At 65.8% G+C, this 25,369-nt stretch carries 21 protein-coding genes and 1 tRNA gene; 5 read left to right on the top strand and 17 right to left on the bottom strand.

The window, feature by feature from the left end; all coding sequences use genetic code 11:
• Positions 1–20: 20 nt before the first annotated feature.
• The 6 genes from EIP75_RS02685 to uvrC all read right to left on the bottom strand — a co-directional run bounded on the left by EIP75_RS02685 (position 21) and on the right by uvrC (position 5,819).
• Positions 21–1,949 (bottom strand): SurA N-terminal domain-containing protein, encoded by a 1,929-nt coding sequence (locus tag EIP75_RS02685; RefSeq protein ID WP_125241698.1) that lies wholly within the window; start codon positions 1,947–1,949, stop codon positions 21–23.
• A 131-nt stretch (positions 1,950–2,080) separates the two neighbouring features.
• Positions 2,081–2,156: transfer RNA gene (locus EIP75_RS02690), tRNA-Val, on the bottom strand.
• A gap of 25 nt (positions 2,157–2,181) precedes the next feature.
• Positions 2,182–2,484 carry an HU family DNA-binding protein gene (locus tag EIP75_RS02695; protein WP_476561135.1) on the bottom strand — a complete coding sequence of 101 codons (303 nt, stop codon included), beginning with the start codon at positions 2,482–2,484 and terminating at the stop codon, positions 2,182–2,184.
• 199 nt (positions 2,485–2,683) lie between these two features.
• Positions 2,684–3,253 (bottom strand): CDP-diacylglycerol--glycerol-3-phosphate 3-phosphatidyltransferase, encoded by a 570-nt coding sequence (gene pgsA, locus EIP75_RS02700; RefSeq protein ID WP_125241700.1) that lies wholly within the window; start codon positions 3,251–3,253, stop codon positions 2,684–2,686.
• A gap of 33 nt (positions 3,254–3,286) precedes the next feature.
• Positions 3,287–3,859 carry a hypothetical protein gene (locus EIP75_RS24405; RefSeq protein WP_233584647.1) on the bottom strand — a complete coding sequence of 191 codons (573 nt, stop codon included), beginning with the start codon at positions 3,857–3,859 and terminating at the stop codon, positions 3,287–3,289.
• On the bottom strand, positions 3,846–5,819 hold the full coding sequence (gene uvrC / locus EIP75_RS02710) for an excinuclease ABC subunit UvrC (protein WP_125241701.1): 1,974 nt from the start codon (positions 5,817–5,819) through the stop codon (positions 3,846–3,848). The genes EIP75_RS24405 and uvrC overlap by 14 nt, the downstream gene beginning before the upstream one ends.
• Before the next feature lie 21 nt (positions 5,820–5,840).
• Here uvrC and earP point away from each other — a divergent pair, with 21 nt between their 5' ends.
• From earP to EIP75_RS02725, 3 genes are all read left to right on the top strand, one after another.
• Positions 5,841–7,004, top strand: a complete 1,164-nt coding sequence (earP, locus tag EIP75_RS02715; RefSeq protein ID WP_125241702.1) for an elongation factor P maturation arginine rhamnosyltransferase EarP — start codon at positions 5,841–5,843, stop codon at positions 7,002–7,004.
• A 56-nt stretch (positions 7,005–7,060) separates the two neighbouring features.
• Entirely contained in the window at positions 7,061–7,615 is a 555-nt protein-coding gene (efp, locus tag EIP75_RS02720; RefSeq protein WP_125241703.1) for an elongation factor P, read from the top strand.
• A gap of 178 nt (positions 7,616–7,793) precedes the next feature.
• The gene (locus tag EIP75_RS02725; protein ID WP_338014891.1) at positions 7,794–8,807 is read left to right on the top strand and encodes a GGDEF domain-containing response regulator; all 1,014 of its coding nucleotides are present in this window, start codon (positions 7,794–7,796) and stop codon (positions 8,805–8,807) included.
• A 45-nt stretch (positions 8,808–8,852) separates the two neighbouring features.
• On the opposite strand, the gene EIP75_RS24270 is transcribed toward EIP75_RS02725, so the two are convergent.
• From EIP75_RS24270 to rimP, 10 genes are all read right to left on the bottom strand, one after another.
• The gene (locus tag EIP75_RS24270; RefSeq protein WP_199758467.1) at positions 8,853–9,542 is read right to left on the bottom strand and encodes a hypothetical protein; all 690 of its coding nucleotides are present in this window, start codon (positions 9,540–9,542) and stop codon (positions 8,853–8,855) included.
• Positions 9,543–9,646: 104 nt separating this feature from the next.
• The gene (gene dusA / locus EIP75_RS02735) at positions 9,647–10,717 is read right to left on the bottom strand and encodes a tRNA dihydrouridine(20/20a) synthase DusA (protein WP_125241705.1); all 1,071 of its coding nucleotides are present in this window, start codon (positions 10,715–10,717) and stop codon (positions 9,647–9,649) included.
• A gap of 37 nt (positions 10,718–10,754) precedes the next feature.
• Positions 10,755–11,885: an enoyl-CoA hydratase/isomerase family protein gene (locus EIP75_RS02740; protein ID WP_125241706.1), complete on the bottom strand. Its 1,131-nt coding sequence runs from the start codon at positions 11,883–11,885 to the stop codon at positions 10,755–10,757.
• Positions 11,886–12,033: 148 nt separating this feature from the next.
• Positions 12,034–13,692, bottom strand: a complete 1,659-nt coding sequence (locus tag EIP75_RS02745) for a GMC oxidoreductase (RefSeq protein WP_125241707.1) — start codon at positions 13,690–13,692, stop codon at positions 12,034–12,036.
• Between the two features lie 138 nt (positions 13,693–13,830).
• Positions 13,831–15,663, bottom strand: coding sequence for a translational GTPase TypA (gene typA, locus EIP75_RS02750; RefSeq protein WP_125241708.1), 1,833 nt, complete (start codon positions 15,661–15,663; stop codon positions 13,831–13,833).
• Positions 15,664–15,716: 53 nt separating this feature from the next.
• Positions 15,717–16,820, bottom strand: coding sequence for a tRNA pseudouridine(55) synthase TruB (gene truB / locus EIP75_RS02755; RefSeq protein ID WP_125241709.1), 1,104 nt, complete (start codon positions 16,818–16,820; stop codon positions 15,717–15,719).
• 24 nt (positions 16,821–16,844) lie between these two features.
• Positions 16,845–17,210, bottom strand: a complete 366-nt coding sequence (gene rbfA, locus EIP75_RS02760; RefSeq protein ID WP_125241710.1) for a 30S ribosome-binding factor RbfA — start codon at positions 17,208–17,210, stop codon at positions 16,845–16,847.
• Positions 17,211–17,306: 96 nt separating this feature from the next.
• Positions 17,307–20,342, bottom strand: coding sequence for a translation initiation factor IF-2 (gene infB, locus EIP75_RS02765; RefSeq protein ID WP_125241711.1), 3,036 nt, complete (start codon positions 20,340–20,342; stop codon positions 17,307–17,309).
• Positions 20,343–20,406: 64 nt separating this feature from the next.
• Entirely contained in the window at positions 20,407–21,885 is a 1,479-nt protein-coding gene (gene nusA / locus EIP75_RS02770; RefSeq protein ID WP_125241712.1) for a transcription termination factor NusA, read from the bottom strand.
• Entirely contained in the window at positions 21,882–22,463 is a 582-nt protein-coding gene (gene rimP, locus EIP75_RS02775) for a ribosome maturation factor RimP (RefSeq protein ID WP_125241713.1), read from the bottom strand. Before rimP ends, nusA begins: the two co-directional genes overlap by 4 nt.
• Before the next feature lie 370 nt (positions 22,464–22,833).
• On the opposite strand from rimP, the gene fabI reads away from it, so the two are divergent.
• Entirely contained in the window at positions 22,834–23,622 is a 789-nt protein-coding gene (fabI, locus tag EIP75_RS02780; RefSeq protein ID WP_125241714.1) for an enoyl-ACP reductase FabI, read from the top strand.
• A 43-nt stretch (positions 23,623–23,665) separates the two neighbouring features.
• Here the strand turns inward: fabI and EIP75_RS02785 are convergent, their stop codons facing one another.
• Positions 23,666–24,583 carry a metallophosphoesterase gene (locus tag EIP75_RS02785; protein ID WP_158622722.1) on the bottom strand — a complete coding sequence of 306 codons (918 nt, stop codon included), beginning with the start codon at positions 24,581–24,583 and terminating at the stop codon, positions 23,666–23,668.
• A 99-nt stretch (positions 24,584–24,682) separates the two neighbouring features.
• On the opposite strand from EIP75_RS02785, the gene EIP75_RS02790 reads away from it, so the two are divergent.
• The gene (locus tag EIP75_RS02790; RefSeq protein WP_125241716.1) at positions 24,683–25,369 is read left to right on the top strand and encodes an LON peptidase substrate-binding domain-containing protein; all 687 of its coding nucleotides are present in this window, start codon (positions 24,683–24,685) and stop codon (positions 25,367–25,369) included.

Genomic DNA, 25,369 nt, shown 5'->3' on the forward strand with positions numbered 1-25,369 from the left:
ATAGACCGGTTTCTGGCCTCTCAACCGCCGGATGCCGATTTATCTCCAGCTTTCGCTGCATCGGTGACCTGGGGCTTGAGCACCTTGGTCTTGTACTCGCGCTGCAGGGCCTTCAGGTAGGCCTCGGCCTCGGCCTTGGCCCAGTAGTTGGTGAACTGGGTCTGGGTGGCCTTCTCTTCTTCCGGCACGATCTGCAGGGGCAGCACCTTGTTCACCTTGATCAGGGCAAAGCCCTCGTCGCCCAGGTCCACCACCTGCCAGGCCGGCAGTTGCTTCTCGGGCAGGCGCAGGGCGGCATCCAGCACAGCGGGCGGTTGCGAGAACACCAGGCGGCGCGACATCTGCACCGCGGCAGGCAGATCGGCCTTGTCGGGCGCCTGCTTCCAAGCGGCCAGCTTCTGCTCGGCATCCAGGCGGGCCGCGCGCACGGATTCGCGGGTGATCCAGCGCTCACGCACCTTGGCCTCGACCTGCTCGAACGGCGGCTTGGCATCCGGGTAGTACTTGACGATGCGCGCCGACACCAGCTTGCTGGGGCCCGCCTCGATGGCTTCGGTGTTGCGGGCCTTGCTGCGGTTGGCAGGATCAAAAAGGGCCTGCAGCAGGCGGGTGTTGCCCAGCACGCCCTGGTCCTTGGCGCCCGGGTTGCGCAGCACGTTGGAGGCCGTCTGCACCGTCAGCTTGAGCTCGTCGGCCACGGGCTTGAGGCTGTCGGATTGTTCGTAGACGATGTTGGTGAACTTGTCGGCCGCATCGGCGTACAGGCGCTGCGCCAGTTGCTTGCGGGCGTCGTCTTCGATCTGGGCGCGAACGGCTTCGAAAGGCTGGGCCTGGCCGCCACGCAGGTCGGTGAGCTCGATGATGTGGTAGCCGAAATCGGATTCGACCACGTCGCTGATCTGGCCCTTCTTGAGGGAGAACACCGCGTCTTCGAAAGGCTTGGTCATGTTGCCGCGGCCGAAGAATTCCAGGTCACCGCCATTGGCTGCCGAGCCCGGGTCTTCGGAGTTCTTGCGGGCCAGTTCGGCGAACTGGGCGGGATTCTTGCGAAGCTCGGCCAGCAGCTTCTCGGCCTTGGCCTTGGCGGCCTGACGGTCAGCGGCAGGCGCGCTCTTCTCGGCCTTGACCAGGATGTGGCTGGCACGGCGCTCTTCAGGCTGCGTGTAGTTCTTGATGTTCTGCTCGTAGGACTTGCGCAGATCGTCTTCAGAGACGCTCACGCGGCTCTTCAGGGAATCCAGGTCCAGCACCACGTACTGCACGTCGGCGTGCTCGGGCTCGCGGAACGCCGCAGACATGGCGGGCTCGTCGAAGAACTTGCGCAGTTGCTCGGGCGTGGGGTTGAGTTGCGCGGCATAGGCCTTGGGCTCGAACTTGCGCCACTGCACTTCACGCACCTGGAACAGCGCTTCGACGGCCAAGCGATTGGCCACCTTGGACACGGTACCGGTGTTCTCCACGCCACCGATCACCTGGCTCACGGTGATTTGCTGACGCAGGCGCTCGGCGAACTGGGCCGACGAGATGCCCTGGGCTTCGAGCAGTTGGCTGTTGATCGTGCCATCGGCATTGCGGAACGGTGCGAAATCAGGCGAGGTGGCGAAGATGCGCTGCAGGCGCGAATCGGAAGCACGCACGCGCTGGTCGTATGCAGCAGCGTTGAGGGTGTAGTCGTGGATCAGGGCGTCCAGCGCGCGCTGCTTGAACTCGGGCGTGTCGAACAGGGCCGCATCGGTATCGGGCTGCTGCGAGCGCACACGCTCGGCCATGGTACGCACGGCATTGTCCAGTTCGGCTTGCATGATCTTCTGGCTTCCGACCTTTGCCACGACATCGCCGCCACCGCCAAGATCGGAGCTCTGGACACCAAGGAAGATGAAGGACGGCAGGATCAGCAACACCAGGATGATCTGGAAGAGCTTGTTGTGCTTGCGGACGAAATCGAACATCGCGGGCCTTTGAGGTCCTGTAGAAGCCTGGAGCACGGCGTGGGCCGCACACGTGGTTACTGACAATGGCGTCAAACAACACAAAGGCGAACCGAGGTTCGCCTTTGAAACGCATGACACGCGTTGCCGGTTGGTGGGTGCTGAGGGGCTCGAACCCCCGACCTACGCCTTGTAAGGGCGCCGCTCTACCAACTGAGCTAAGCACCCGGCAACAAAAGGGAAGCCTTGTAGTTTAGTTCAAAGCATCCTTGAGGGCCTTGCCGGGTCGGAACTTCGGCAATTTGGCCTTCTTGATCTTGATCGCCTCGCCGGTGCGAGGGTTGCGGCCGGTGCGCGCCGCACGGGTGGTCACGGCAAAGGTGCCGAAGCCGACCAGCGACACGGTGCCGCCCTTCTTCAAGGTGGTGCGCACACCGCCGATCACGGCCTCAAGCGCACGGCCGGCAGCGGCCTTGGAAATATCAGCCTGCTTGGCAATGTGATCAATCAACTCTGACTTGTTCACGAAAAATCCCCTCTGGAAGGTGCCAAAAATCGAGCCTGGTGTGTCCTCGCTGCGCTGCTCGGTGATCAGGCGCCAGGCGCAAGACCAGCGGGGAGCCCCCGCCTGCGAAACCCATTCTATGCTCAATCATTGGGCACCCAGGGGGCCCCCAAGGGCGTGGATGTTCGCTTGACACGCAGCGCACATTCTGGCCTGCGCCCGTCATGTCAGCGTGCGTGAAACGCACCTTCTAGCGGGCCTTGGCGATGATGTCCGGAATCGACCGCTTGAGGTAATAGGCCATGGACCAGATCGTCAGGCCGCAGGCGATGTAGATCAGCCAGGTGCCCAGAGTGCGGGCATGCACGCCCAGGGGCCCGAAGTCGCCGTCGTAGAGCAGCAGCATGATCGCGGCCATCTGGGCCGCCGTCTTGAGCTTGCCAAGCATGTGCACGGCGACGCTGCGCGAGGCGCCGATCTGGGCCATCCATTCGCGCAATGCCGAAATGGCGATCTCGCGGCCGATGATGATCAGGGCCACCACCGCGTTCACACGTCCCAGCTCCAGCAGGATCAGCAATGAAGCGCAGACCAGGAACTTGTCGGCCACCGGATCCAGGAAGGCGCCAAACGATGAGGTCTGGTTCAACCGCCGGGCCAGCCAGCCGTCCAGCCAGTCGGTCAGTGCCACGACGATGAACAGGCCACAAGCCCACAGGTTGATCTCGGCCGATGGCATCGGCAGGTAGAAGATGCCGACGATCAGCGGGATCGCGACGATCCGCGCCCAGGTGAGCAAGGTGGGGAGGTTCCAGAACATCCGGGGATTGTGCCTGCAAGCGTGGGTGCGCGCTCAGCGGTCCAGCGTCATGGGCTTGAACTTGCGCTGGTCGTTGAACAGGAAGGTCTCGTTGAATTTCCAGGGTTTGGGCAGGCGCGACACATCACCGAACGGCGCGGCGCGGCGCACGGCGGCAATCGCCGTGTCCACCGTGTCGCGGGCCTGGCGCGGGTAGCGCATCACCTCGATGCGGCGGATCGACCCATCGGCGTTGAGCTCTACGGTCAGCACCGGGATGGCCAGCAGGATGTCAGGCGGCTTGCCGGTGTAGGTGCCCTGCGGGTTGGCGGCCACCAGGCGCCGTGCCGCCTGAAGGCGCACCTCGGCCATGCTGCGCGATGCCGTGGGCGGGCCCAGTGGACGGGGCTGCCCCAAGCCGTCACGCGTGGCTTCGCGGTCGGCTTGCGCATTGCCAGGGCTGCTGGTCGGCGTGCCGCCGGGCACGGTGTCCGGACGGCCGATGGTGCGCAAGGTGTCGCAGCCGGTGGTGCTCAGGGCCAGGCCGGCGGCCACCACGCTGCGCAGCCCCCAGCGGATGGCGAGGCGCAGGGGGCTGGACACAAACGTCTTGTCAGTGAAGGGCACGGTAGATCTCCTCGGCCAGGTCTTGCGAGATGCCATCGACGGTGGCCAGGTCATCGACACTGGCCTGGGCCACGCCGCGCACGCCACCGAAGCGCTGCAGCAGTTTGGCACGGCGCTTGGGGCCCACGCCGGGGATGTCTTCGAGCTTGCTGCCGCCCGTGCGCACGCTGGCGCGCTTGGCGCGCATGCCGGTGATGGCAAAGCGGTGCGCCTCGTCGCGGATCTGCGCCACCAGCATCAGCGCGGCCGAACTCGGCGCGAGCTGCAGCTTGGGGCGCCCATCGGCGAAGACCAGCTCTTCCAGGCCCACCTTGCGGCCCTCACCCTTCTCCACCCCCACCAGCAGGGACAGGTCCAGACCGAGCGATTCGAACACCTCGCGCGCCATGGAGACCTGGCCCTTGCCACCATCGATCAGCACCAGGTCGGGCATGCGTTCGAGCTTGCCGCCGCCGTAGCGGCGCAGCAGCACCTGCTTCATCGCGGCGTAGTCATCGCCACCGGTGATGTCGTTGATGTTGTAGCGCCGGTATTGCGAGGGCTGCATTTTGTGGGCCTCGTAGACCACGCAGGAGGCCTGCGTGGCCTCCCCCGCCGTGTGGCTGATGTCGAAGCACTCCACGCGCAGCGTGGCCAGGGCATCACCCTCGGCCTGGGCGTCCATGGCCAGGTCCAGCGCCTCGACCAGGGCGCGCGTGCGGGACTGTTGCGAGCCCTCTTCACTGAGCAGGCGGCTCAGGGCCAGCTCAGCGCCCTTGAGCGCCATGTCCAGCCAGGCCCGGCGCTGCTCGCGCGGCTGGCTGACCACCGTGACGCGGCGGCCGGCCTGCTCGGACAAGGCCTCGACCAGGGCCGGGTCCACCACATGGCTGAGCACCAGCATGGCCGGCATGCCGCCGTCCAGGTAGTGCTGGGCCATGAAGGCCTCGAGCACCCGCACCTCGGTGGCCAGCGCCAAGTCGGCCGAGGTGGCGTGGGTTTCGTCGAGCGCCGCAGCCTCGTCCGGCGCCAGCACGTGGTCCTGCACGTGCACGGGGAAATGAGCCCGGTCACCCAGGTGGCGCCCCCCGCGCACCATGGCCAGGTTGACACACGCGCGCCCCCCGTCCACCCGCACGGCCAGGATGTCGACATCTTTCTCAAGGCCGGTGTCCACCGACTGCTGGTGCAGCACCTTGGACAAGGCGCCGATCTGGTTGCGGATCTCGGCGGCCTTCTCGAACTCCAGCCGATCGGCGTAATCCATCATCTGCGCCTGCATGGTGTCCAGCACCTCCTGCTGCGACCCGAGCAGGAAGCGTTCGGCCTGCCCCACATCGCGGCGGTAATCATCTGGCGTGATGAAGTCGACACAGGGGCCGCTGCAGCGCTTGATCTGGTAGAGCAGGCAGGGGCGCGTGCGGTGGTTGAAGACCGCGTCCTCGCAGGTGCGCAGCAGAAACACCTTCTGCAGCAGCTGGATGGTTTCCTTGACGGCCCAGGCGTTCGGGTAGGGGCCGAAGTAGCGGTGCTTCTTGTCCACCCCACCACGGTAGTACGCCAGCCGCGGGAACTCGTGCGAGGCGATCTTGAGATAAGGGTAGCTCTTGTCGTCGCGGAACAAGATGTTGAAGCGCGGCTTGAGCGTCTTGATCAGGTTGTTCTCAAGCAGCAGCGCCTCGGCCTCGCTGCGCACAACCGTGGTCTCCATGCGCGCGATGCGCGAGACCATGTGGCCGATGCGCGTGCCGCCGTGTGTCTTCTGGAAGTAGCTGGAGACGCGCTTCTTCAGGTCGCGCGCCTTGCCGACATAGAGCACCTCGCCCTGTGCATCGAAGTAGCGGTACACGCCGGGCAGGCCCGGCAACGAGGCCACCTCGGTCAGCAGGCGCTCCCAGATGGCCTCGCGGGCATCGGGTTCGGAGGGCACAGCAGCGGGCATGTCGGCAGGATCGACGGGAGGACGGGGGACCTGGGTCATGGCCGGGAGGATAATCCAGCCATGCGCTGGGACATCTTCTGCAAGGTCATCGACAACCATGGCGACCTGGGCGTGTGCTGGCGGCTTTCGCGCGATCTGGCCTCGCGCGGGCACCAGGTGCGCCTGTGGGTGGATGACCCATCGGCCCTGGCGTGGATGGCCCCCGAACTCGGCGGCCCGGGTCATCCTGGCATTGAAGCCGTCCAGTGGCCCACCGATGAGCAGCCTCCGGCAGGCGGCTGGCCCTCGCCCGGCGAGGTGGTGGTGGAAGCCTTCGGCTGCGAGCTGCCCGCAGGTTTCGTGGCCGGCATGCAGCGCTCCAACCCGCCCCGCTGGATCAACCTGGAGTACCTGAGCGCCGAGAGTTATGTAGAGCGCAGCCACGGCCTGTTGTCGCCCGTGTTCAGCGGCCCGGGCGCCGGCCTGCGCAAGCACTTTTTCTACCCAGGGTTCACGGCTCGCACGGGCGGGTTGCTGCGCGAGCCTGGTCTGCTCAATGCCCGGGACCTGGCCCAGGCCGATGACGCCACACGCGCCCAGCGCCTGGCGGCCCTCGGTGTGCCCTGGCAGCCAGGGCAGCGGGTGGTGTCGGTTTTCTGTTACCCGGGCGCGCCTGTGCAGGCACTGTTCACGCAATTGGCCCGCCTGAGCACCCAGACGGGCGGAGCCGACACACTGGTGCTGCTCACCCCCGGCGCCGCCACAGCGGCCGTGAACGCGGCCAGCCAGCCCCCCCTTCCGGGATTGCACCTGCACGCCCTGCCTTACCTCGCACAGCCGGCCTTCGACACGCTGCTGTGGGCTTGTGACCTCAACATCGTGCGGGGCGAGGATTCAGCGGTGCGGGCGCTGTGGGCCGGCCGCCCCCACATCTGGCAGATCTACCCGCAGGATGACGGGGTGCACGCGGGCAAGCTGGACGCCTTCATGGCCCGCTGGATGGCGCACTGGCCACCCGACCTTGCCCACACCACCCGCGCCCTGTGGCACGCATGGAACGGACTGTTGCCCGCCGGGTCAGGCTCGGATGGAGGCCTGGATGCGGAACTGGCCCCGTTGGCCACGCTCTGGGGCCCTGCGACGTGGGCCCAGTGGGCCGCCGCCAGCCGTGAATCCTGCGACGAACTGGCGCGTCAGCCCGACTTGGTGACGCAACTACTTCAATTCGTCACCGCGCCGGGTTAAAATCGAAGGCTGTTCGCACTTTTGGTGCGCCAAACCTATTCCACGGGACTCCACCCATGAAACTCGCTCAAGAAATCCGCGCCGGCAACGTGATCATGCAGGGCAAGGACCCGATGGTCGTCCTGAAGACCGAATACAGCCGTGGTGGCCGCGGCGCCGCCACCGTGCGCATCAAGATGAAGAACCTGCTGAACGGCGCTGGCGCCGAGCTGGTCTTCAAGGCCGACGACAAGATGGACCAGATCGTGCTGGACAAGAAGGAGTGCACCTACTCCTACTTCGCCGATCCGATGTACGCCTTCATGGACGCCGAATACAACCAGTTCGAGATCGAAGCCGAGAACATGGGCGACGCGATCAACTACCTGCAAGACGGCATGGAAGCCGAAGTCGTGTTTTACGACGGCAAGGCCATCTCGGTCGAACTGCCCACCACCATCGTGCGCGAAATCGAAACCGAACCCGCCGTCAAGGGCGACACCTCCGGCAAGGTCATGAAGCCCGCCCGCATCGTCGGCACCGGCTTCGAGATCCCCGTGCCCCTGTTCGTCGAAAACGGCGACAAGATTGAAATCGACACCCGCACCCACGAATACAAGAAGCGTGTCTGAGCGCCTGGTATTTTCGCGATGAGAAAAGACCGCCCTTAGGCGGTCTTTTTTTGTGCACTGCAGCACATTTGCCACGCTCCGGCCACCATACGCCAAAAACATGGCATTCCATGGTTGGGGGCCGCATGGTACGGTGGCTGACGGTAGGGGGAGAACACGCTGAATGCAAGACGCATCGATGACCATCTTGCTGGTTGAACACCAGCAAGGCGCACAGACAGGCTTGGCGCGAGAGTTGACCCGTCACGGGCACACGGTGCTCGAGGCCGGTACTGCGCGCGAGGCCCTTGCGCTCTTCCTGACCCAACGCCCCGACCTGCTGATCCTGGACGTGGTGCTGCCCGGCGAGGATGGCTACTGGCTGGCCCGCCAGGTGCGCGATGCCGAAGGCAGCCGCTGGACACCGATTATCTTCCTGTCAGCGCAGGACCATGAACTCAGCCTCTGGGAAGGCATCGAGGCCGGCGGTGACGACTACCTGATCAAGCCGATCTCACCCGTGGTGTTGCGCGCCAAGCTGCATGCCCTGCGCCGCCTGCTGAACATGCGCAATCAGCTGATCGCAGCCACCGAAGAACTGCGCGCGGCCAACGAGCGCCTGTCGCACCTGAGCTTCGTGGACGACCTGACCGGGTTGGGCAACCGCCGCGCTTTCAACGAGCGGCTGCACACCCAGCTGGGCCAGTGCCGGCGCGAGCACAAGCCGCTCACCTTGATCCTGTGCGATGTGGACCACTTCAAGCGTTTCAACGACAGCATCGGCCACGTCGAAGGCGACCAGTGCCTGCAGAACATCTCGCGCCTGTTGCGCCTGGTGTGCCGGCGCCCCACGGATTTCGTGGCCCGCTATGGCGGCGAAGAGTTCGGCATCATCCTGCCCAACACACCCAAGGCCGGTGCGATGACCTTCGCCCGCGCCCTGCAAAGCCTGGTGCGCACACGTGGCCTGCCCCACCCCGATTCACCCGTGGCCGAGCACGTGACCCTGTCTGGCGGCATCACCACCGTGATGCCCGACGACGACACCACCGTGCAGAGCCTGATCATGCGGGCCGATGAAGCCCTGTACACCGCCAAGGTGCAGGGCCGCAACCGCTTCTTCAGCTTCGAGATGCAGCTGGACACCACCGAGCACCTGCAGCAGGGCCTGTGGGCAGTGAACAGCGGGCTGGGCAAGCTGACGGAGGTCTGAGGTCGGACCTGCTGCAGGCGTGCAGGCCGCCCAAGCTCACATTGCTCAGGGCGCAGAGGCCGCAGCTGCGGCCGGGACCGCAGACGGCGCGGCCGCACTGGCTGTGGCCGCTGCCGGGGTAGACGACACCGTGGCCGGGCAACCTTGTGCGCGTGCATAACCCTTGAGGTAGGCGCGGCGCAGTGAACCCGCCGTGATGGCCGCCGCCACGCGCTTGGAATGGCGCTCGGCCCCCGTCAGGCGACGCACCCAGCCGCGGAACGGCACGATGCCGGTCGTCGTGTCGCTGATCATGTTGATGGAGGCCTTGCCCACCTGGTCCACACCGCGCTCCAGCAGACTGGCCTCGTTGCCGGACTTGGGCGCATCCAGATCGGCGCCCAGGGCCGCATCCAGGGCACGGATGCGTTCCGCCAGGTTGCCGCAGTCGTGCGGAGCAGGCTCTCCATAAGGCGCTACCGCGGCCTCCCTGAGCGCAGCGGGGATCTTCGCGCGCACCAGGTTCAGATCGCCCAGCGGCGCGATCACCGCATCGCCGGCTCGGCCCATGTAGGCCTCGACCTCGGATGGCTTGTCGGCAGCGGCAGAGGCCGCCGTCGCGGGAGACGATGCCGCGCTGGCCGGGGCTGAAGCGGCGGCCTCCGCGGAGACAGTGTCTTGAGCCCAGACCGAAGGGCATGCCCAGGCGGCCAGCGAGATGAACAAGGTGATCGTGGAGCGTGGCGTCAGCGTCATGGAGATGGCTTATGAATCGATGGGATGGGCCATGCTCACATGCGTTCTGCATGTCCCCCGTGATGTTTTTGTCGCGGACGATTATGGCATCCGCGAAAGCACCGCTAGGCCAGGCGACATAAGGCCGGCCGCTGGTGGGCCAGCGCCATCACCTCGGCAGCCGTGTGGTGCTTGAGCGTGTGATCAGACCACACCTGCCGCCAGCGCCGGGCACCGGGCAGGCCGCTGTACAGGCCCAGCACATGGCGCATCACCTGCGACCAGCGCACCTCGCCATGCGGCCAGCCGCGCGTGCGGATCACCTCGGCATCGGTGTAGGCGGCCATGGTGGCCTCCACGGCTTCGCGCGTGAGGGGCGTTTCGCGGGCCGGCTGGTTGAAGAAGCGCTGGTCCCACTCGGACAGCAGCCAGGGTGTGTGGTACGCGGCGCGGCCCAGCATCACGCCATCGAGCGCCACGCCGTCGATCACGGCACCCGGCTGCAGTTGCGCCAGGGCCTGCTCGTTGTCGGCCAGGCCGCCGTTGAGCACGAAGGTCAGGTGCGGGAAATCCTGCTTGAGCCGGTGTACGAACTCATAACGCAGCGGCGGGATGTCGCGGTTTTCCTTGGGGCTCAGGCCCTTGAGCCAGGCATTGCGCGCGTGCACGATGAACACCTGGCAGCCAACGTCGGCGATGGTGCCGACGAAATCGCGCACGAAGTCGTAGCTCTCGATCTGGTCGATGCCGATGCGGTGCTTGACGGTGATGGGCATGCGCGCATCGTTGCCCGTGGCGTCCATCATGGCCTTGATGCAATCGGCCACCAGCGTGGCCTCGTTCATCAGGCAGGCGCCGAACGCGCCGCGCTGCACGCGCTCGCTGGGGCAGCCGCAGTTCAGGTTGACCTCGTCGTAGCCTCGCTCGAGCGCCAGCTTGGCGCACTCGGCCAGGTCGGCCGGTTCGCTGCCGCCCAGCTGCAGCGCCACAGGGTGCTCGGACTCGTTGTAGTCCAGGAAGCGGTACATCTTGCCGTGCACCAGCGCGCCGGTGGTCAGCATCTCGGTGTACAGGCGCGCGTGCTGGCTCAGTTCGCGGTGGAAGTACCGGCAATGGGCATCAGTCCAGTCCAGCATGGGCGCAACACAGGCGCGCCAGGGGCTCAGGCCGGTGTGCGGATCGATCAAGGCACTCATGGGGAAACAACGGAAACAGAGGCGGCAAGGCAGACGCTCAAGCGTCTTTCAGATCGCGCAAAGGGTGGGCATGGGCCGGCCATACCGGCTCGAAAAAGGCCTGCACCATGTCGGGCGTGACCTCGGCCAGCGTGGCGGGATTCCAGCGGGGCTGATGGTCCTTGTCGATGGCCAGGGCGCGCACACCCTCGACCGTTTCGCTGACCACACCCTTGCGCAGGTTGAAGCAGTGGCGGACCATATCACGTTCCATGCGGAACTCATCGGCCAGGGCCATGCCCCGCGCGCGGCGAATCTGCTCCAGCGTGACGCACATCATCAAGGGCGAGTGCCCCGCCATCTGGGCCAGCGTGTGGCGGGCCCAATCGCTGCCGTCCAACTGCAGCGAGGCGGTGATCGCGGCCACGTCAGGCAGCGAGAAGTGCTGGTCGATCTGCGCATGCAGCCCCGACAAGGTGGGCGCGTGCAGGCCGGGCGCTGGGTGAGCCGCCGCGTGCGCGCAAACGCGTTCGGTGAGTTCGGCGCCGCTGGCGACCGGGCTGTCGCGCAGGCCCTCGAGCAGCACGGCCAGGCTGGCCGCCTCGGCCTGCATGTCGGCCAGGCCCAGCGCGAGGGCGTCGCCCGCGTTGATGTGCGGGCCGACCACGCCCAGGTACTCGCCCACATGGCCCTTGCAGCGCGCCAGGAAGTGGCCGCCGGCCACATCGGGGAACAGGCCGATGCGGGTCTCGGGCATGGCCATGCGAACGGTCTCCGTGGCCACGCGCAGCGAGCAGCCCTGCGCCAGGCCCATGCCACCCCCCATGGTGATGCCTTCCAGCCAGGCCACCACGGGCTTGGGGTAGACATGGATCAGGTGGTCCAGCGCGTACTCTTCGGTGAAGAAATCGTCGATCGACAGGTCGCCCGTGGTGGCGGCCTGGTGCATGAAGCGGATGTCGCCGCCCGCACAGAAGTGCGTGGCGGTGGGCTTGCCTTCCACCGGCGCGCGGGCGGAGCCGCGCAGCAGCACGCCGTGCACGGCCTTGTCGTCGGCCCAGGCCAGCAACTGGCCATGCAGGCCACGCACCATGGTCAGCGTCAGGGCATTGAGCGCCTGGGCGCGGTCCAGGGTGATCACGCCCAGGCCACCGATGACCTCGGTCTGAATCAAGCGGTTCGATGTCATCGTGCTCCGTACTGCGGTGAAATGCCGGACGAAGCCCGCCCGGATGGCTGGCAGGAGGATAGCCCAAACACACATGAAAACGCACGCCCGAGGGCGTGCGTTGTGCCTGCTCTGCCCTGCAGGTGCTGCAAGGCAGAAGGGGCAGCCGTCAGGCCCCCGCGATGATGCGCTCGATGTTGCGCTCGGCAAAGGCCGCCGTCGACAGCGCCGGGTTGGCGACCAGCGAATCCGGGAACAGCGACGAATCCATCACGTACAGGCCGGGGTAGCCCTTGACCTCGCCGATGTCGCTCGTGGCCAGCCCCAGCGGGCAGCCGCCCAGCGGGTGGTAGGTGGCGTTGTCGCCCACCTGCTTGCCGCCGAACCAGCTCTTGTTGTAGGTGGCCCCGTTGACCTTGTTGATGCGGTCGTACACCGAGCGCGCACTGGTGACCGGCTCGGTCTTGGCGTTGGTCGACCACTGCAGGACGGACTGCTGCTTCTGCGCGTCGTAGGTGAAGCGGCCCAGCTCCGGCGTCTGCGTCATCGTGATGTGCGCCGTGCTGAAGGTGTCGATGCCCAGCGGCATGGCGATGTTCATCGAGTACACCTGGTTGCCGCGGTGGTCGTAGGCATCGATGCCCGTAGCGGGCAGGACGGATGTCTTGCTGCCGGTCGACGTATACACATTGCGGACCATGAAGATCTCGCCGTTGGAACTCCAGCGCGTGCCCACGTGCTCGTTGAGGTTGGGCAGCGTGCCGGTGGCCCGTGCCTTGACCAGCAGTTGCGTGGTGCCCATGCTGCCGCCGCCCAGGAAGAGCCGGTCGCAGCTGATGGTGCGGATGGCCAGCACCTTGCCGGTCACGTCGATCTGCTTGGTGGACACCAGGTAGCGGCCGTCGCCAGCGCGCGAGATGGACGTCACCTCGGTCAGGGGCTGGATGCGGACCAGCCCGGTGCCCACGGCCTCGGCCAGGTAGGTCTTGTCCAGGCTCTTCTTGCCATAGTTGTTGCCGAAGCCGCCTTCGCTGCCCAGGGCCGACTTGGGCACCAGGCCCGCCTCTTCCTGCTCCATGTAGGCCATGTCGTAGCCGGAGTCGAGCGTGCGCCACTGGAAGCCGGCCTTGGCCGCCTGGGCGCAGGCCACGCGGGCGTACTTGTGGTACGCGCTGGCCTGGTAGTAGGCGGGGCGGATCATGTTGCCGCCCAGGCCTGCGCGGGCACGGGGATAGTAGGTGCTGTAGAGCTCGTCGATCGAGATGCTCGAGGGCAGGATGCGCTGCAGCGTCTCGCGGTAGGGTGTGATCAGCATGGCCAGGTTCACCAGCGAGCCACCGCCCACGCCACGGCCCAGGTAGACATCCATGTTGGGCGACGAGACCACATCCAGGATCCCGGCGGCCACAGGCACCTTGAGCAGGCTGCTGACGGGGATGATGGTGCCGATGGTCGAGAACACCGCGGTGATGCGGTCCTTGAACCACATCGCACGGTCATCGGGAGAAAACGGTTTGCAAAAGACCTTGCCGTCCTTGCCCGGGGTGTTCCAAAGGCGGCCCATCTCCAGCATGGTGACGGGCTGGCCGGCCTGGGCCAGGCGCAAGGCGGTGACAGCGCCACCGTAGCCGGAGCCGACCACCAGGTTGGCGACGTGTTCGTCGCCCTGGGCGGCATAGGCCTCGTCGGTCATCAGGCCTGCCAGGGCCGCCGCCGTGGGCGCAGCCATCGACAGGACCCGGGCGGGCATGGCCACGCTGGCCAGGCCCAGTTGGCCACCGATGGCCAATACACGCTGCCCCCAGAGGCGCCGACTCATCTTGTTCATTGCTGTCTCCTGAATCCATATGCAATACACATGGATGGATCCTAGAGAGCAAGCGCCTGCACGGCATTCACCGTGCAGGCCAGTTATTCACCCGGGGCGCCAAACCCCGGGAAAGCCCCATCAGGGCTAGCCAGCACCTCAGGCGTTGGCGTCGCGCGAAGCGCGCTTGCGGTCGTGTTCCTTCAGGTGGCGCTTGCGAACACGGATGCTCTTGGGCGTGATCTCGACCAGCTCGTCGTCGTCGATGAAGTCCACGCCGTATTCCAGCGTGAGGTCGATGGGGGGCGTGATCTTGATCGCGTCTTCCTTGCCGCTGACGCGGAAGTTGGTCAGCTGCTTGGTGCGGGTCGCGTTCACCACCAGGTCGTTGTCACGGCTGTGGATGCCGACGATCATGCCTTCGTAGACCGGGTCGTTCGGCTTGACGAACATGCGGCCACGGTCGTCCAGCTTGCCCAGGGCGTAGGTGAAGATTTCACCATCGTCCATCGAGATCAGCACGCCGTTCTTGCGACCGCCAATCTCGCCCTTGTGGGCTTCGTAGCCATCGAAGATCGACGAGATCAGGCCCGAACCACGCGTCAGGTTCATGAACTCGTTGCTGAAGCCGATCAGGCCACGGGCCGGGATGCGGTACTCAAGGCGCACGCGGCCATGACCATCGGGCTCCATGTTGATCATTTCGCCCTTGCGCAGGCCCAGGGCCTGCATCACGCCACCCTGGTGGATTTCTTCCACGTCGGCGGTGACCAGTTCCATCGGCTCGCTCTTGACGCCGTCGATGTCCTTGAACATCACGCGGGGCTTGGACACGGCCAGCTCATAGCCTTCACGGCGCATGTTTTCCAGCAGGATGGTCAGGTGCAGTTCGCCCCGGCCGCACACCTCGAAGATGCCGTCTTCGTCGGTTTCCTTCACGCGCAGGGCCACGTTGTGCTGCAGCTCTTTCTGCAGGCGGTCCCAGATCTGGCGGCTGGTCACGAACTTGCCTTCACGGCCTGCCAGCGGCGAGTTGTTCACGCAGAAGTTCATGGTCAGCGTGGGCTCGTCCACCTTCAGCATCGGCAGCGGCTGGGGGTTGACCGGATCGGTCACGGTCACGCCGATGTTCACATCTTCGATGCCGTTGATCAGCACGATGTTGCCGGGACCGGCTTCGGTCACCTGCACACGGTCCAGACCCTGGAAGGTCAGCACCTGGTTGATGCGGCCCTTGATGGCCTTGCCCTCGGGGCCTTCCATCACGACCACGTCCTGGCCCGGCTTGGCCGTGCCCTGGCTGATGCGGCCCACGCCGATGCGGCCCACGAAGGTGGAGAAATCGAGTGCCGAGATCTGCAGCTGCAACGGGGCAGCCGGATCACCCTTCTGGGCCGGCACGTGCTTGAGCACGGTGTTGAACAGGGCGGACATGTCCTCGCCCCATTTCTCACCGGGCGCGCCTTCTTCCAGCGAGGTCCAGCCGTTGATGCCCGAGGCGTACACCACGGGGAAATCCAGCTGCTCGTCGGTGGCACCCAGCTTATCGAACAGATCGAACGCGGCGTTGACCACGGCATCGGGCTTGGCGCCCGGCTTGTCGACCTTGTTGACCACGACGATGGGCTTGAGGCCCAGGGCCAGCGCCTTCTTGGTCACAAAACGCGTCTGAGGCATCGGGCCTTCTTGCGCGTCGATCAGCAGCACCACGCCGTCGACCATGGACAGCGCGCGCTCGACTTCACCGCCGAAGTCCGCGTGGCCCGGGGTGTCGACGATGTTGATGTGCGTGCCTTCCCAGCTCACGGCGCAGTTCTTGGCCAGGATGGTGATGCCGCGCTCGCGTTCGATGGCGTTGTTGTCCATCACGGTGTCGACGACCTTCTCGTGGTCGGCGAAGGTGCCGGACTGGCGCAGCAGTTGGTCGACCATGGTGGTTTTGCCATGGTCAACGTGGGCGATGATCGCAATGTTGCGGATTTGGGTGCTCATGGGAGGCTCGGTTTCTTTGGAAATCGGTTCGGGCCGCGGCGGCGGCTGGGGGATCAGGAGGTGGTGGCCGGTGCGTCCGGTATCGGGACAGGAACAGGGGCATCTGCCGGGGCATCGATCTGGCCTTGCACCTCCAGCGGGCTCAGCAAGCGGGAGGGAATCAGTTCTCCCTCCTTGACGTGGGCACTGCCCAAAAAGATGCGCGGACGCTGGTCTCGCGTGGCCGCGGGGTTGTGGCCGTACACCCGCACGGCCTCCATGTTGGGCAAAGTGGTGCGGCGGCGCAAGCCGGTCAGGAAACGCCCTGCGTCGTCGTCGGACAAAACCGTGTCGGGCCAATGGGTCACCAGCACGTCCAGCGGCTTGAGCAGGATGTCCCGCTCAGGCTCCGTCATCGCCTGCAGCGCCTCCAGCGTCACGGCGCCGTCGAGCGTCACCGGGCCGCTGCCCGTGCGGCGCAGGGCGGTGAGGTGGGCACCACAACCCAGCGCCTCGCCGATGTCCTCGGCCAGGGTGCGGATGTAGGTGCCCTTGGAGCAGCGCACGTCGAGCATCAGGACGTCATCGTGCCAATCCAGGATGTCGATCCCGTGAATCGTCACGCGGCGGGCCGGCCGTTCGACCTCGACACCTTCGCGGGCGTATTCGTACAGCGCCCTGCCCTGGTGCTTGAGCGCCGAATGCATGGGCGGCACCTGGTCGATGGGGCCGGTGAAGCGGGCACAGGCCTGGACGATGGCGTCGGAGGTGATGGTCACCGGGCGGGTGCTGAGCACCTCGCCCTCGGCATCGCCCGTGGTCGTGCGCACGCCCAGCTTGAGCGTGGCGGTGTAGCGCTTGTCGGCGTCCAGCGCCACCTGCGAGAACTTGGTGGCTGCGCCGAAGCACAGCGGCAGCAGGCCGGTGGCCAGCGGATCGAGCGTGCCGGTGTGGCCGGCCTTCTCGGCGCGCATCAGGCGCTTGACCTTCTGCAGCGCGTCGTTGCTGGACCAGCCCAACGGCTTGTCGAGCAGCAGCACGCCGTGCAGCGCACGGCGCGGCAGGCGCGCAGGACGGCCGCCCTGCGCCTGTGCCCCGGCCGGTGCGGAGCCACCGGGCGAGCCCACCCCTGCCGTGGCGGCATCCTGGGTGGTCTGGGGAGCGGTCTGGGCGGTCATCGGCGTACAGCAGGCAGCGTGTGCTCAGTCTTCCCTGGCCTTGTCGGCCACGGCCTTGTTGATGAGCGCGCTCATCTCGGCCGCACGCTCGGTGGTGCGGTCGAAATGGAAGTGCAGCGTCGGCACGGTGTGGATCTGCAGGCGCTTGAACAGGCCATTGCGCAGGAAACCCGCGGCCTCGTTCAGGGCGGCTTCGCAATCATCCGGGTTGCCGATCAGCAAGGAGAAGAACACCTTGGCGTGGGCGTAATCGGGTGTCACCTCGACGCTGTTGATGGTGACCATGCCGATGCGCGGGTCCTTGAGCTCACGGATGAGCTCGGCCACATCGCGCTGGATCTGGTCCGAGACGCGAATGCTGCGGTTGGGGGTGGAACGTTTATGGCGCATGGTGAATTCCTGCCGTGGACTTCCGGGCCTTCTTTCAAGCACAAACCCCGCCTGCGGCGGGCAGGCGGGGTTGTGCGGGAGAGCCTGCTCGGAGGGTTACAGCGTGCGGGCCACTTCCTTGATTTCGAAGAACTCGAGGACGTCGCCTTCCTTGATGTCGTTGTAGCCCTTGATGTTGAGGCCGCACTCGAAGCCTTCCTTGACTTCCTTGACATCGTCCTTGAAGCGCTTGAGGCCTTCGAGCTCGCCGGTGTAGATGACGACGTTTTCGCGCAGCAGGCGCAGGCGGGCGCTGCGGCGGACCACACCGTTGGTGACCATACAGCCGGCGATCGTGCCGATCTTGGAGGCGATGAACACCTGGCGGATCTCGGCGGAACCGATGACTTCCTCGCGCTGCTCGGGGGCCAGCATGCCGGACATGGCTGCCTTCACATCGTCCACGGCGTCGTAGATGATGTTGTAGTAGCGCAGGTCCACGCCGTTGTGCTCGGCCAGCTTGCGTGCGCCGGCATCGGCCCGGGTGTTGAACCCGATGATGACCGACTTGGACGCGATCGCCAGGTTGACGTCGGATTCGCTGATGCCACCGACGGCGGCGTGCACGATCTGCACCTTGACCTCGGCCGTCGACAGCTTGAGCAGCGAGGCGGCCAGCGCTTCCTGCGAGCCCTGCACGTCGGCCTTGATGATCAGGCCCAGCGTCTGCACGTCGCCACCCTGGCCCATGTTCTCGAACATGTTTTCCAGCTTGGCGGCCTGTTGCTTGGCCAGCTTCACATCGCGGTACTTGCCTTGGCGGAAGGTGGCGATTTCACGGGCACGACGCTCGTCGGACAGCACCATGAATTCGTCGCCGGCACCCGGCACCTCGGTCAGGCCCTGGATTTCCACCGGGATGGAGGGACCTGCCTCGGTCGCGGCCTTGCCGTTCTCGTCCAGCATGGCGCGCACACGGCCATAGCTGGAGCCAGCCAGGACGATGTCGCCGCGCTTGAGCGTGCCGGATTGCACCAGCACGGTGGCCACGGGGCCGCGGCCCTTGTCCAGACGCGCTTCGATCACCAGGCCCTTGGCCATGGAGGTCGTCGGGGCCTTGAGTTCCAGCACTTCGGCCTGCAGCAGCACCTGCTCGAGCAGGTCGTCGATGCCCTGGCCGGACTTGGCCGACACGGGCACGAAAGGCGAATCGCCGCCGTAGGCTTCAGGCAGGACCTGCTCGGCCACCAGCTCTTGCGTCACGCGCTCGGTGTTGGCACCTTGCTTGTCGATCTTGTTGATCGCCACGACGATGGGCACACCGGCCGCCTTGGCGTGGTGGATGGCTTCCTTGGTCTGGGGCATCACGCCGTCGTCCGCCGCCACCACCAGGATGACGATGTCGGTGGCCTTGGCGCCACGGGCACGCATGGCCGTGAAGGCTTCGTGGCCCGGGGTGTCCAGGAAGGTGATCATGCCGCGCGGCGTGGTCACGTGGTAGGCGCCGATGTGCTGCGTGATGCCGCCGGCTTCGCCGGAGGCGACGCGTGTGGTGCGGATGTAGTCCAGCAGCGAGGTCTTGCCGTGGTCGACGTGACCCATGACAGTGACCACCGGTGCGCGGGGCAGCGACTCGGCGGACTGGTCTTCGTGTTCTTCCTCGAGGAAGGCATCGGGATCGTCCAGCTTGGCGGCAAAGGCCTTGTGGCCCATTTCCTCGACGAGGATCATGGCCGTTTCCTGGTCCAGCTGCTGGTTGATGGTGACCATCTGGCCCAGCTTCATCATCTGCTTGATGACCTCGGAAGCCTTGATCGCCATCTTGTGCGCCAGATCGGCCACGGAGATCGTCTCGGGCACATGCACCTCGAGGATCTGCGGCTCGGTCGGTGCCACGAAGTTGGAGGCGCTGTCGCCACGGTCGCCACCACGGCGGCCACCACGGCCACCCGGGGCCTTCCAGCCATTGCGGCCGGCACCGGAATCGCTGCGGCCCTTGTTGGCGGTGGGTGCGCCACGCTTCTTGGCGTCATCGGCCCAGCTGGACGACAGCTTCTCGGACTTGACCGACTTCTTGTCGCCAGGCTTGGCCGCACCTGCGGGCGCGGGGGCGCCAGAGGCGGTCTTGGGCTTGTGGATGGTGCCCTTGATGCCCGCGGCATCGGCCGGCTTGGGCGCCACTTCGGGCTTCTTGGCGGTCAGCACCTTCTTGGGGGCGGCCATCATCGCGCGGATGGCGGCGGCTTCGGCCTCGGCAGCCTTGCGGCGGCGCTCGAGGTCACCCAGGCGTTTCTGTTCTTCGGCTTCGATGTCGGCAGCCTTCACCACACGCACAGCCGGAGCGGGTGCAGGGGCTGGTGCGGGCGCAGCGGCCGGCGCGGCAGCGGTGGCCACGGCCGGAGCCGGTGCGGCCTCAGCCGGCGCGGCCACGGCCACGGCGCTCTCTGCCTGCGCGGCAGCGGCAGCAGCGGCGGCATCGGCACGCGACTGCTTGGAGGCGCGGGCTGCGGAGTTCAAGGCAGCGGCTTCGGCTTGAGCGGCGGCTTGCGAGGCGGCACGGCGGGCGGCAACGCCGGCCTTTGCGGCATCCGCATCGGTCGCGGCCGACACATTTTCCGCGGCAGCGGCTTCACGCGCAGCCAGTTCGGCAGCTTCGCGGGCGGCCTGGGCTTCACGTTCACGGGCCGCGGCGGCTTCGCGCTCGGCGCGTTCCTGCTCTTCACGCTGGCGACGCTGCTCGGCCAGGGCTTCTTCCTGGCGGCGCAGCTCTTCGGCCTGGGCGCTGGCTTCTTCTTCGCGGCGCTGCAGATCGGCGGCCTCTTCGGCGGCGGCGGTCGCTTCGTCGACGCCGTCTTCGCGCTTGACGAACACACGCTTCTTGCGCACTTCGACCTGGATGGTGCGGGCCTTGCCCGAGGCGTCAGCCTGCTTGATCTCGGTCGTCGACTTGCGCGTCAGCGTGATCTTCTTGCGGTCGGCGCCGGCAGAGCCGTGCGACTGACGCAGATGATCGAGCAGACGTTCCTTGTCGGCTTCCGTGAGCACGTCATCCGGCTGCGCCTTGGGGACGCCCGCCGAATGAAGCTGCTCCAGCAGTGTCGCAGCCGGGCGGTTCAGCTCCGCGGCGAGTTGTGCGACGGTGGTCACGGCCATTGTGTTGATCCTTGCGATGTGCTTTGCGGTGTTCGAGGTCTGGAGAAGTTCAGGGCGCTAGTGATCAGTTGACGAACCAGTGCTCGCGAGCCTTGAGGATCAAGGCTTTGGCCTGCTCGTCGTCGATGGCGGTCAGCTCGACCAGTTCATCGACGGCCAGGTCGGCCAGATCGTCGCGGGTATGGATGCCACCTTCGGCCAGCTTGGCGATCAGCTCAGGGGTCAGACCTTCCAGACCCTTGAGGCTCTCGGACAGCGCCTCTACTTCTTCTTCCTTGGCGATTTCCATGGTCAACAGCGCATCCTTGGCACGGTTGCGCAGTTCGTTGACCGTGTCTTCGTCGAAGGATTCGATTTCCAGCATTTCCTGCAGCGGCACGTAGGCCACTTCTTCCAGGCTGGTGAACCCTTCGGCGATCAGGATGTCGGCGACCTCTTCGTCCACATCCAGTTTGTCCACGAAAAGCTTGCGGATCGAGGTGGACTCGACCTCTTGCTTCTCGGCCGATTCCTCGGCCGTCATGATGTTGATCTTCCAGCCCGTGAGCTCGGAGGCCAGGCGCACGTTCTGGCCGCCACGGCCGATGGCGATGGCGAGGTTCTCCTCGTCGACCACCACGTCCATGCCGTGCTGCTCTTCATCGACGAAGATGGACTGCACGTTGGCGGGCGCCAGGGCGCCGATCACGAACTGCGCCGGGTCTTCGGACCACAGCACGATGTCCACACGCTCACCGGCCAGCTCGTTGGTCACGGCAGTGACGCGCGAACCACGCACACCCACGCAGGTGCCGATCGGGTCGACACGCTTGTCGTGCGAGAGCACGGCGATCTTGGCGCGCGATCCGGCATCGCGGGCGCAGCTCTTGATCTCCAGCAGGCCTTGCTCGATCTCGGGCACTTCCTGGCCGAACAGCTCGATCATGAAATCAGGCGCGCTGCGCGACAGCATGATCTGCGGGCCACGGGCGGCCGAATCGATGCCGGCGATGTAGGCACGGACGCGGTCACCGGTGCGCAGGTTTTCCTTCGGGATCATCTCGGTGCGCTTGAGGCGACCTTCGACACGGCCCGACTCGACGATGATGTCGCCCTTGTCCAGACGCTTGACGGTGCCCACGAAAACCTTCTCGCCACGGGCGAGGAAATCGTTGAGCAGCTGCTCGCGCTCAGCGTCGCGGATCTTCTGCAGGATGACCTGCTTGGCGGCCTGGGCGCCGATGCGGCCGATGGGCACGGACTCGACCGATTCCTCGATGTAGTCGTCGACCTCGATGTCGGGGATCTGCTCTTCGGCTTCGAACAGCAGGATCTCGGCGTCGGGCAGTTGCAGGCCGGCCTCGTTGGGCACGACATGCCAGCGGCGGAAGGTTTCGTACACACCGGATTCGCGGTCGATGGACACGCGGATGTCCACCTCGCCGGTGTAGAGCTTCTTGGTGGCCGAGGCCAGCGCGGATTCGACGGCGCCGAACACCACATCACGTTCCACGCTCTTTTCGCGCGAAATGGCGTCCACCAACATCAACAGTTCACGGTTCATTTGTTTTGATCTCCGAGTTCCTGCACCTCTGGGGCGGCAGCGTCATCGACAGCCGGGGTTGCCGCCCGACGGCCGCGTCCTTTGAAGTCGACCACGGGCACCAGACGCGCCTCGCGAACTTCATCGAACGTGAATCCCAGCACCTGCTCGACGGCGTTCTTGCCTTCGCCCTGCTTGAAGACGATCTGCCAGCCGGCAGGCGTCTCGCCCTGGGCGGGCACGGCGTCGAGCACGCCTTTGTATTTCTTGCGCCCCTGGAAGGGCACCTTGAGCGTGATTTCGATCTCGACCCCGACGAACCGTGCGTAGTGCGCCTCGGTCTTGAGAGGACGGTCGAGCCCGGGGGAGGAGACCTCCAGGCGGGCGTAATCGGTGTTGGCCACCTCCAGCGCGTACTGCAGCTGGCGGGTGACTTTTTCGCAGTCTTCGACGGTGACGAACTCACCTGGCAGGTCGTAGGCCTTGTCCGGGAGGCGGTCGATGTACACGCGCAGCAATCCCTGCGGGCTGCGTTCGCAGTCCACAAGCTCGTAACCGAGGCCGGTCACCGTGTCTTCAACAGCCTTCAACCAGTTCATGCCTGTTCGTGTACCTCTGCCAGAACGCTCTCACCCAGCGCCCTCACCTGCGTGGCTGAGGGGCTCATCAAGCGCCAATGCGAAAAACCGAAAAAACCAAAAAAAATGGGCTGGATTCCTCCGCCCACACAAAACGTGTCAAAAGACGTGTCGCAAGAACGCCCGTCGGGGCCACCACCAAGCTCCTGTGCGCAGGAAACAAAGCGGCTACCCCAGGCTGAATTCAGCCTTGAAGAGAAAGTTGCTTGCGAGCCAATCCGGGATTTTACCCTGAGGAATGAGCCTCAGCAAGGCTTGCCCCTTAAATTCAGGCGCAAGCCCCTGTGCGTGCCACAATCCGGCCCGTTCTAGCACCCACCTTGGAGACCTCATGGGATTTCTCGCCGGCAAACGACTGCTGATCACTGGACTGCTGTCCAACCGCTCCATCGCCTATGGCATTGCCAAGGCCTGCAAGCGCGAAGGGGCCGAACTGGCCTTCAGCTACGTGGGCGAGCGTTTCAAGGACCGGATCACGGATTTCGCCAAGGAGTTCGACTCCACCCTGATCTTCGACTGCGACGTGGGCAGCGACGAGCAGATCGCCCAGATGTTCGCCGACCTGGGCCAGGCCTGGCCCAAATTCGATGGTTTCGTGCACTCGATCGGTTTCGCTCCGCGCGAAGCCATCGCCGGTGATTTCCTGGAAGGCCTGTCGCGCGAAGGTTTTCGCATCGCGCACGACATCTCCAGCTACAGCTTCCCTGCACTGGCCAAGGCCGCCCTGCCCTACCTGAACGACAAGGCCGCCCTGCTGGCCCTGACCTACCTGGGCGCCGAACGGATCGTGCCGGCCTACAACACCATGGGCCTGGCCAAGGCCTCGCTGGAAGCCAGCGTGCGTTATACGGCCGCCAGCCTGGGCCCCAAGGGCATCCGGGCCAACGGCATCTCGGCCGGCCCCATCAAGACGTTGGCCGCGTCGGGCATCAAGGGCTTCAGCAAGATCCTGGATGTGGTCGAACAGAACGCCCCGCTGCGCCGCAACGTCACCATCGACGACGTGGGCAATGTGGCCGCCTTCATGTTGTCGGACCTGGCCGCGGGCGTGACCGCCGAGATCACCTATGTGGATGGCGGCTTCAGCCATGTGATGGGCGGGCTGGGCGACCTGGCCTGACCGGGCTTGTGGGACGTGAGCGGGCGCCCCGCCACCTGCGCGCTCAATGCAGATCGAGGATGTCGATCACGGGCGGCACCAGCCAGCGCAAGGGCACCCTGCTTTCGCCCATGCCGGAGGTGACATACACCGGCACGGGCGCCCAGGCGTGCAGCCCGCGGTCGAAACCGTGCTCGCTGTTGATGACCTTCTTGTAGAACCCCGGCAGGCGGGTCTGGCCCCCGTGCGTGTGCCCCGCCAGCACCAGGCTGGCCATGCCCGGCTTGAGCTGCATGGCCGAATCCGGGTTGTGCATCAGGACCACGATGGGTTTGCCTCGCGGTGCAGCCTGCACGGGCGCCATGCCGTCCTTGCCGGCCCAGCGGTCACCCATGCCCACCAGGGTGAAGCTGCCCAGATCGGCGTGGGTGTATTCGACCGGCGTCACACCCAGCGATTCAAGTGTGTGATGCAGCACGTGGTCCAGGCGCGGGCCCGGGCGCTCTTCGTCGTGGTTGCCCGGCACCGAATAGGCAGGCATGGTCAAGCGCTTGAGTGGCGCCAACAAGGTCGCCAGATCCCGGTCCGGATCGTAGGTCAGGTCACCGGCGATCAGCACGGCATCGGGCTTGAGCTCATTGAGCCGGTCGACCACCCGATCCAGGTAGGCGGGTGACTTGTACAGGCCCAGGTGCAGATCAGAGATCAATGCCACGCGGGCAGGCACGCCGATGGGGATGGCCGTCTCTTGCACGGTGATGCGGTAACGCTCGATGAAGCGCGCATCGATGAAGACCAACACCACGGGCAGCAGCGCCAGCGCGAGTGCACGCCGCGCAACGGACCACCGTGCCCAGTGCCTTATCAGCCGCCAGACTTGCCGTCCCAGCAAGGGCCAACTCAGCCAGCTGCACCACACGAACGCAAGTTTCAGATACCAGGACAGGGACGCGGGCTCATAGGCCGGAACGGGCAGCAACATGGGTAACAGAGTGGCTGTGCGTGTCGGAGTTCCCATGGCTCGAACAGGCTCTTGATCAGGCGCCTTGCCCAATCACGCCCAAGGGGCAAAATGGATCTCATGGTTGCCCCCGCCTCGTCATCACTGGCCACGCGCCTGCCATTGTTTCCGCTGCAGACCGTGCTGTTTCCGGGCGGGCGCCTGCCACTGCGGGTCTTCGAGGTGCGCTACCTGGACATGATCAGCCGCTGCCATGAAGCAGGTACCCCGTTCGGCGTGGTGTGCCTCACGCGCGGCGGTGAGGTGCGGGTGCCCCGGCGGCCTGCGGGCGGCCATGCGTCCGCGGGCCCCGCCTATGCCCCCGAGGCATTCCACATGGTGGGCACCTTGGCCACCATCGATGAGCTGGACCGCACCCAACAGGGCCTGATGATGGTGCGCTGCACCGGCACCCAGCGCTTCAAGCTGCGCACCAGCGAGCAACTGCGCCACGGCTTGTGGATGGGCGAGGCAGAGTTGCTGCCCGACGACCCCGTCGTGACCGTGCCCAACGACCTGCTGCCAGCCATGCAGGCGCTGCAGCACCTGGTGCAGAACCTGTCGATGCGACCGGAAGGGCTGGGCGACCTGCCCCTGCAGGAGCCCTACCTGTGGGACGACTGCGGCTGGCTGTCCAACCGATGGTGCGAGCTGTTGCCAGTGTCCGCCGAGATCAAGCAGCGCTGCATGACACTGGACAACCCCTTGCTGCGCCTGGAACTGGTCAACGACATGTTGGAACGCCTGGGCATCCGGGTGCCGGGCTGA

Source organism: Aquabacterium soli (genome assembly GCF_003933735.1).
In the GTDB taxonomy this organism is placed as follows: domain Bacteria; phylum Pseudomonadota; class Gammaproteobacteria; order Burkholderiales; family Burkholderiaceae_C; genus Aquabacterium; species Aquabacterium soli.

What these genes read in the sequence shown, in the direction of transcription:
- pgsA (WP_125241700.1), bottom strand. Translation starts at nt 3,253, where the DNA reads ATGTTCTGGAACCTCCCCACCTTGCTCACCTGGGCGCGGATCGTCGCG.
- infB (WP_125241711.1), bottom strand. Translation starts at nt 20,342, where the DNA reads ATGGCCGTGACCACCGTCGCACAACTCGCCGCGGAGCTGAACCGCCCG.
- rbfA (WP_125241710.1), bottom strand. Translation starts at nt 17,210, where the DNA reads ATGCGCCATAAACGTTCCACCCCCAACCGCAGCATTCGCGTCTCGGAC.
- EIP75_RS02685 (WP_125241698.1), bottom strand. Translation starts at nt 1,949, where the DNA reads ATGTTCGATTTCGTCCGCAAGCACAACAAGCTCTTCCAGATCATCCTG.
- nusA (WP_125241712.1), bottom strand. Translation starts at nt 21,885, where the DNA reads ATGAACCGTGAACTGTTGATGTTGGTGGACGCCATTTCGCGCGAAAAG.
- EIP75_RS02785 (WP_158622722.1), bottom strand. Translation starts at nt 24,583, where the DNA reads ATGTTGCTGCCCGTTCCGGCCTATGAGCCCGCGTCCCTGTCCTGGTAT.
- EIP75_RS02745 (WP_125241707.1), bottom strand. Translation starts at nt 13,692, where the DNA reads ATGAACAAGATGAGTCGGCGCCTCTGGGGGCAGCGTGTATTGGCCATC.
- fabI (WP_125241714.1), top strand. Translation starts at nt 22,834, where the DNA reads ATGGGATTTCTCGCCGGCAAACGACTGCTGATCACTGGACTGCTGTCC.
- rimP (WP_125241713.1), bottom strand. Translation starts at nt 22,463, where the DNA reads ATGAACTGGTTGAAGGCTGTTGAAGACACGGTGACCGGCCTCGGTTAC.
- EIP75_RS02790 (WP_125241716.1), top strand. Translation starts at nt 24,683, where the DNA reads ATGGTTGCCCCCGCCTCGTCATCACTGGCCACGCGCCTGCCATTGTTT.
- EIP75_RS24270 (WP_199758467.1), bottom strand. Translation starts at nt 9,542, where the DNA reads ATGACGCTGACGCCACGCTCCACGATCACCTTGTTCATCTCGCTGGCC.
- uvrC (WP_125241701.1), bottom strand. Translation starts at nt 5,819, where the DNA reads ATGACCCAGGTCCCCCGTCCTCCCGTCGATCCTGCCGACATGCCCGCT.
- earP (WP_125241702.1), top strand. Translation starts at nt 5,841, where the DNA reads ATGCGCTGGGACATCTTCTGCAAGGTCATCGACAACCATGGCGACCTG.
- efp (WP_125241703.1), top strand. Translation starts at nt 7,061, where the DNA reads ATGAAACTCGCTCAAGAAATCCGCGCCGGCAACGTGATCATGCAGGGC.
- EIP75_RS02740 (WP_125241706.1), bottom strand. Translation starts at nt 11,885, where the DNA reads ATGACATCGAACCGCTTGATTCAGACCGAGGTCATCGGTGGCCTGGGC.
- EIP75_RS02725 (WP_338014891.1), top strand. Translation starts at nt 7,794, where the DNA reads ATGACCATCTTGCTGGTTGAACACCAGCAAGGCGCACAGACAGGCTTG.
- typA (WP_125241708.1), bottom strand. Translation starts at nt 15,663, where the DNA reads ATGAGCACCCAAATCCGCAACATTGCGATCATCGCCCACGTTGACCAT.
- dusA (WP_125241705.1), bottom strand. Translation starts at nt 10,717, where the DNA reads ATGAGTGCCTTGATCGATCCGCACACCGGCCTGAGCCCCTGGCGCGCC.
- truB (WP_125241709.1), bottom strand. Translation starts at nt 16,820, where the DNA reads ATGACCGCCCAGACCGCTCCCCAGACCACCCAGGATGCCGCCACGGCA.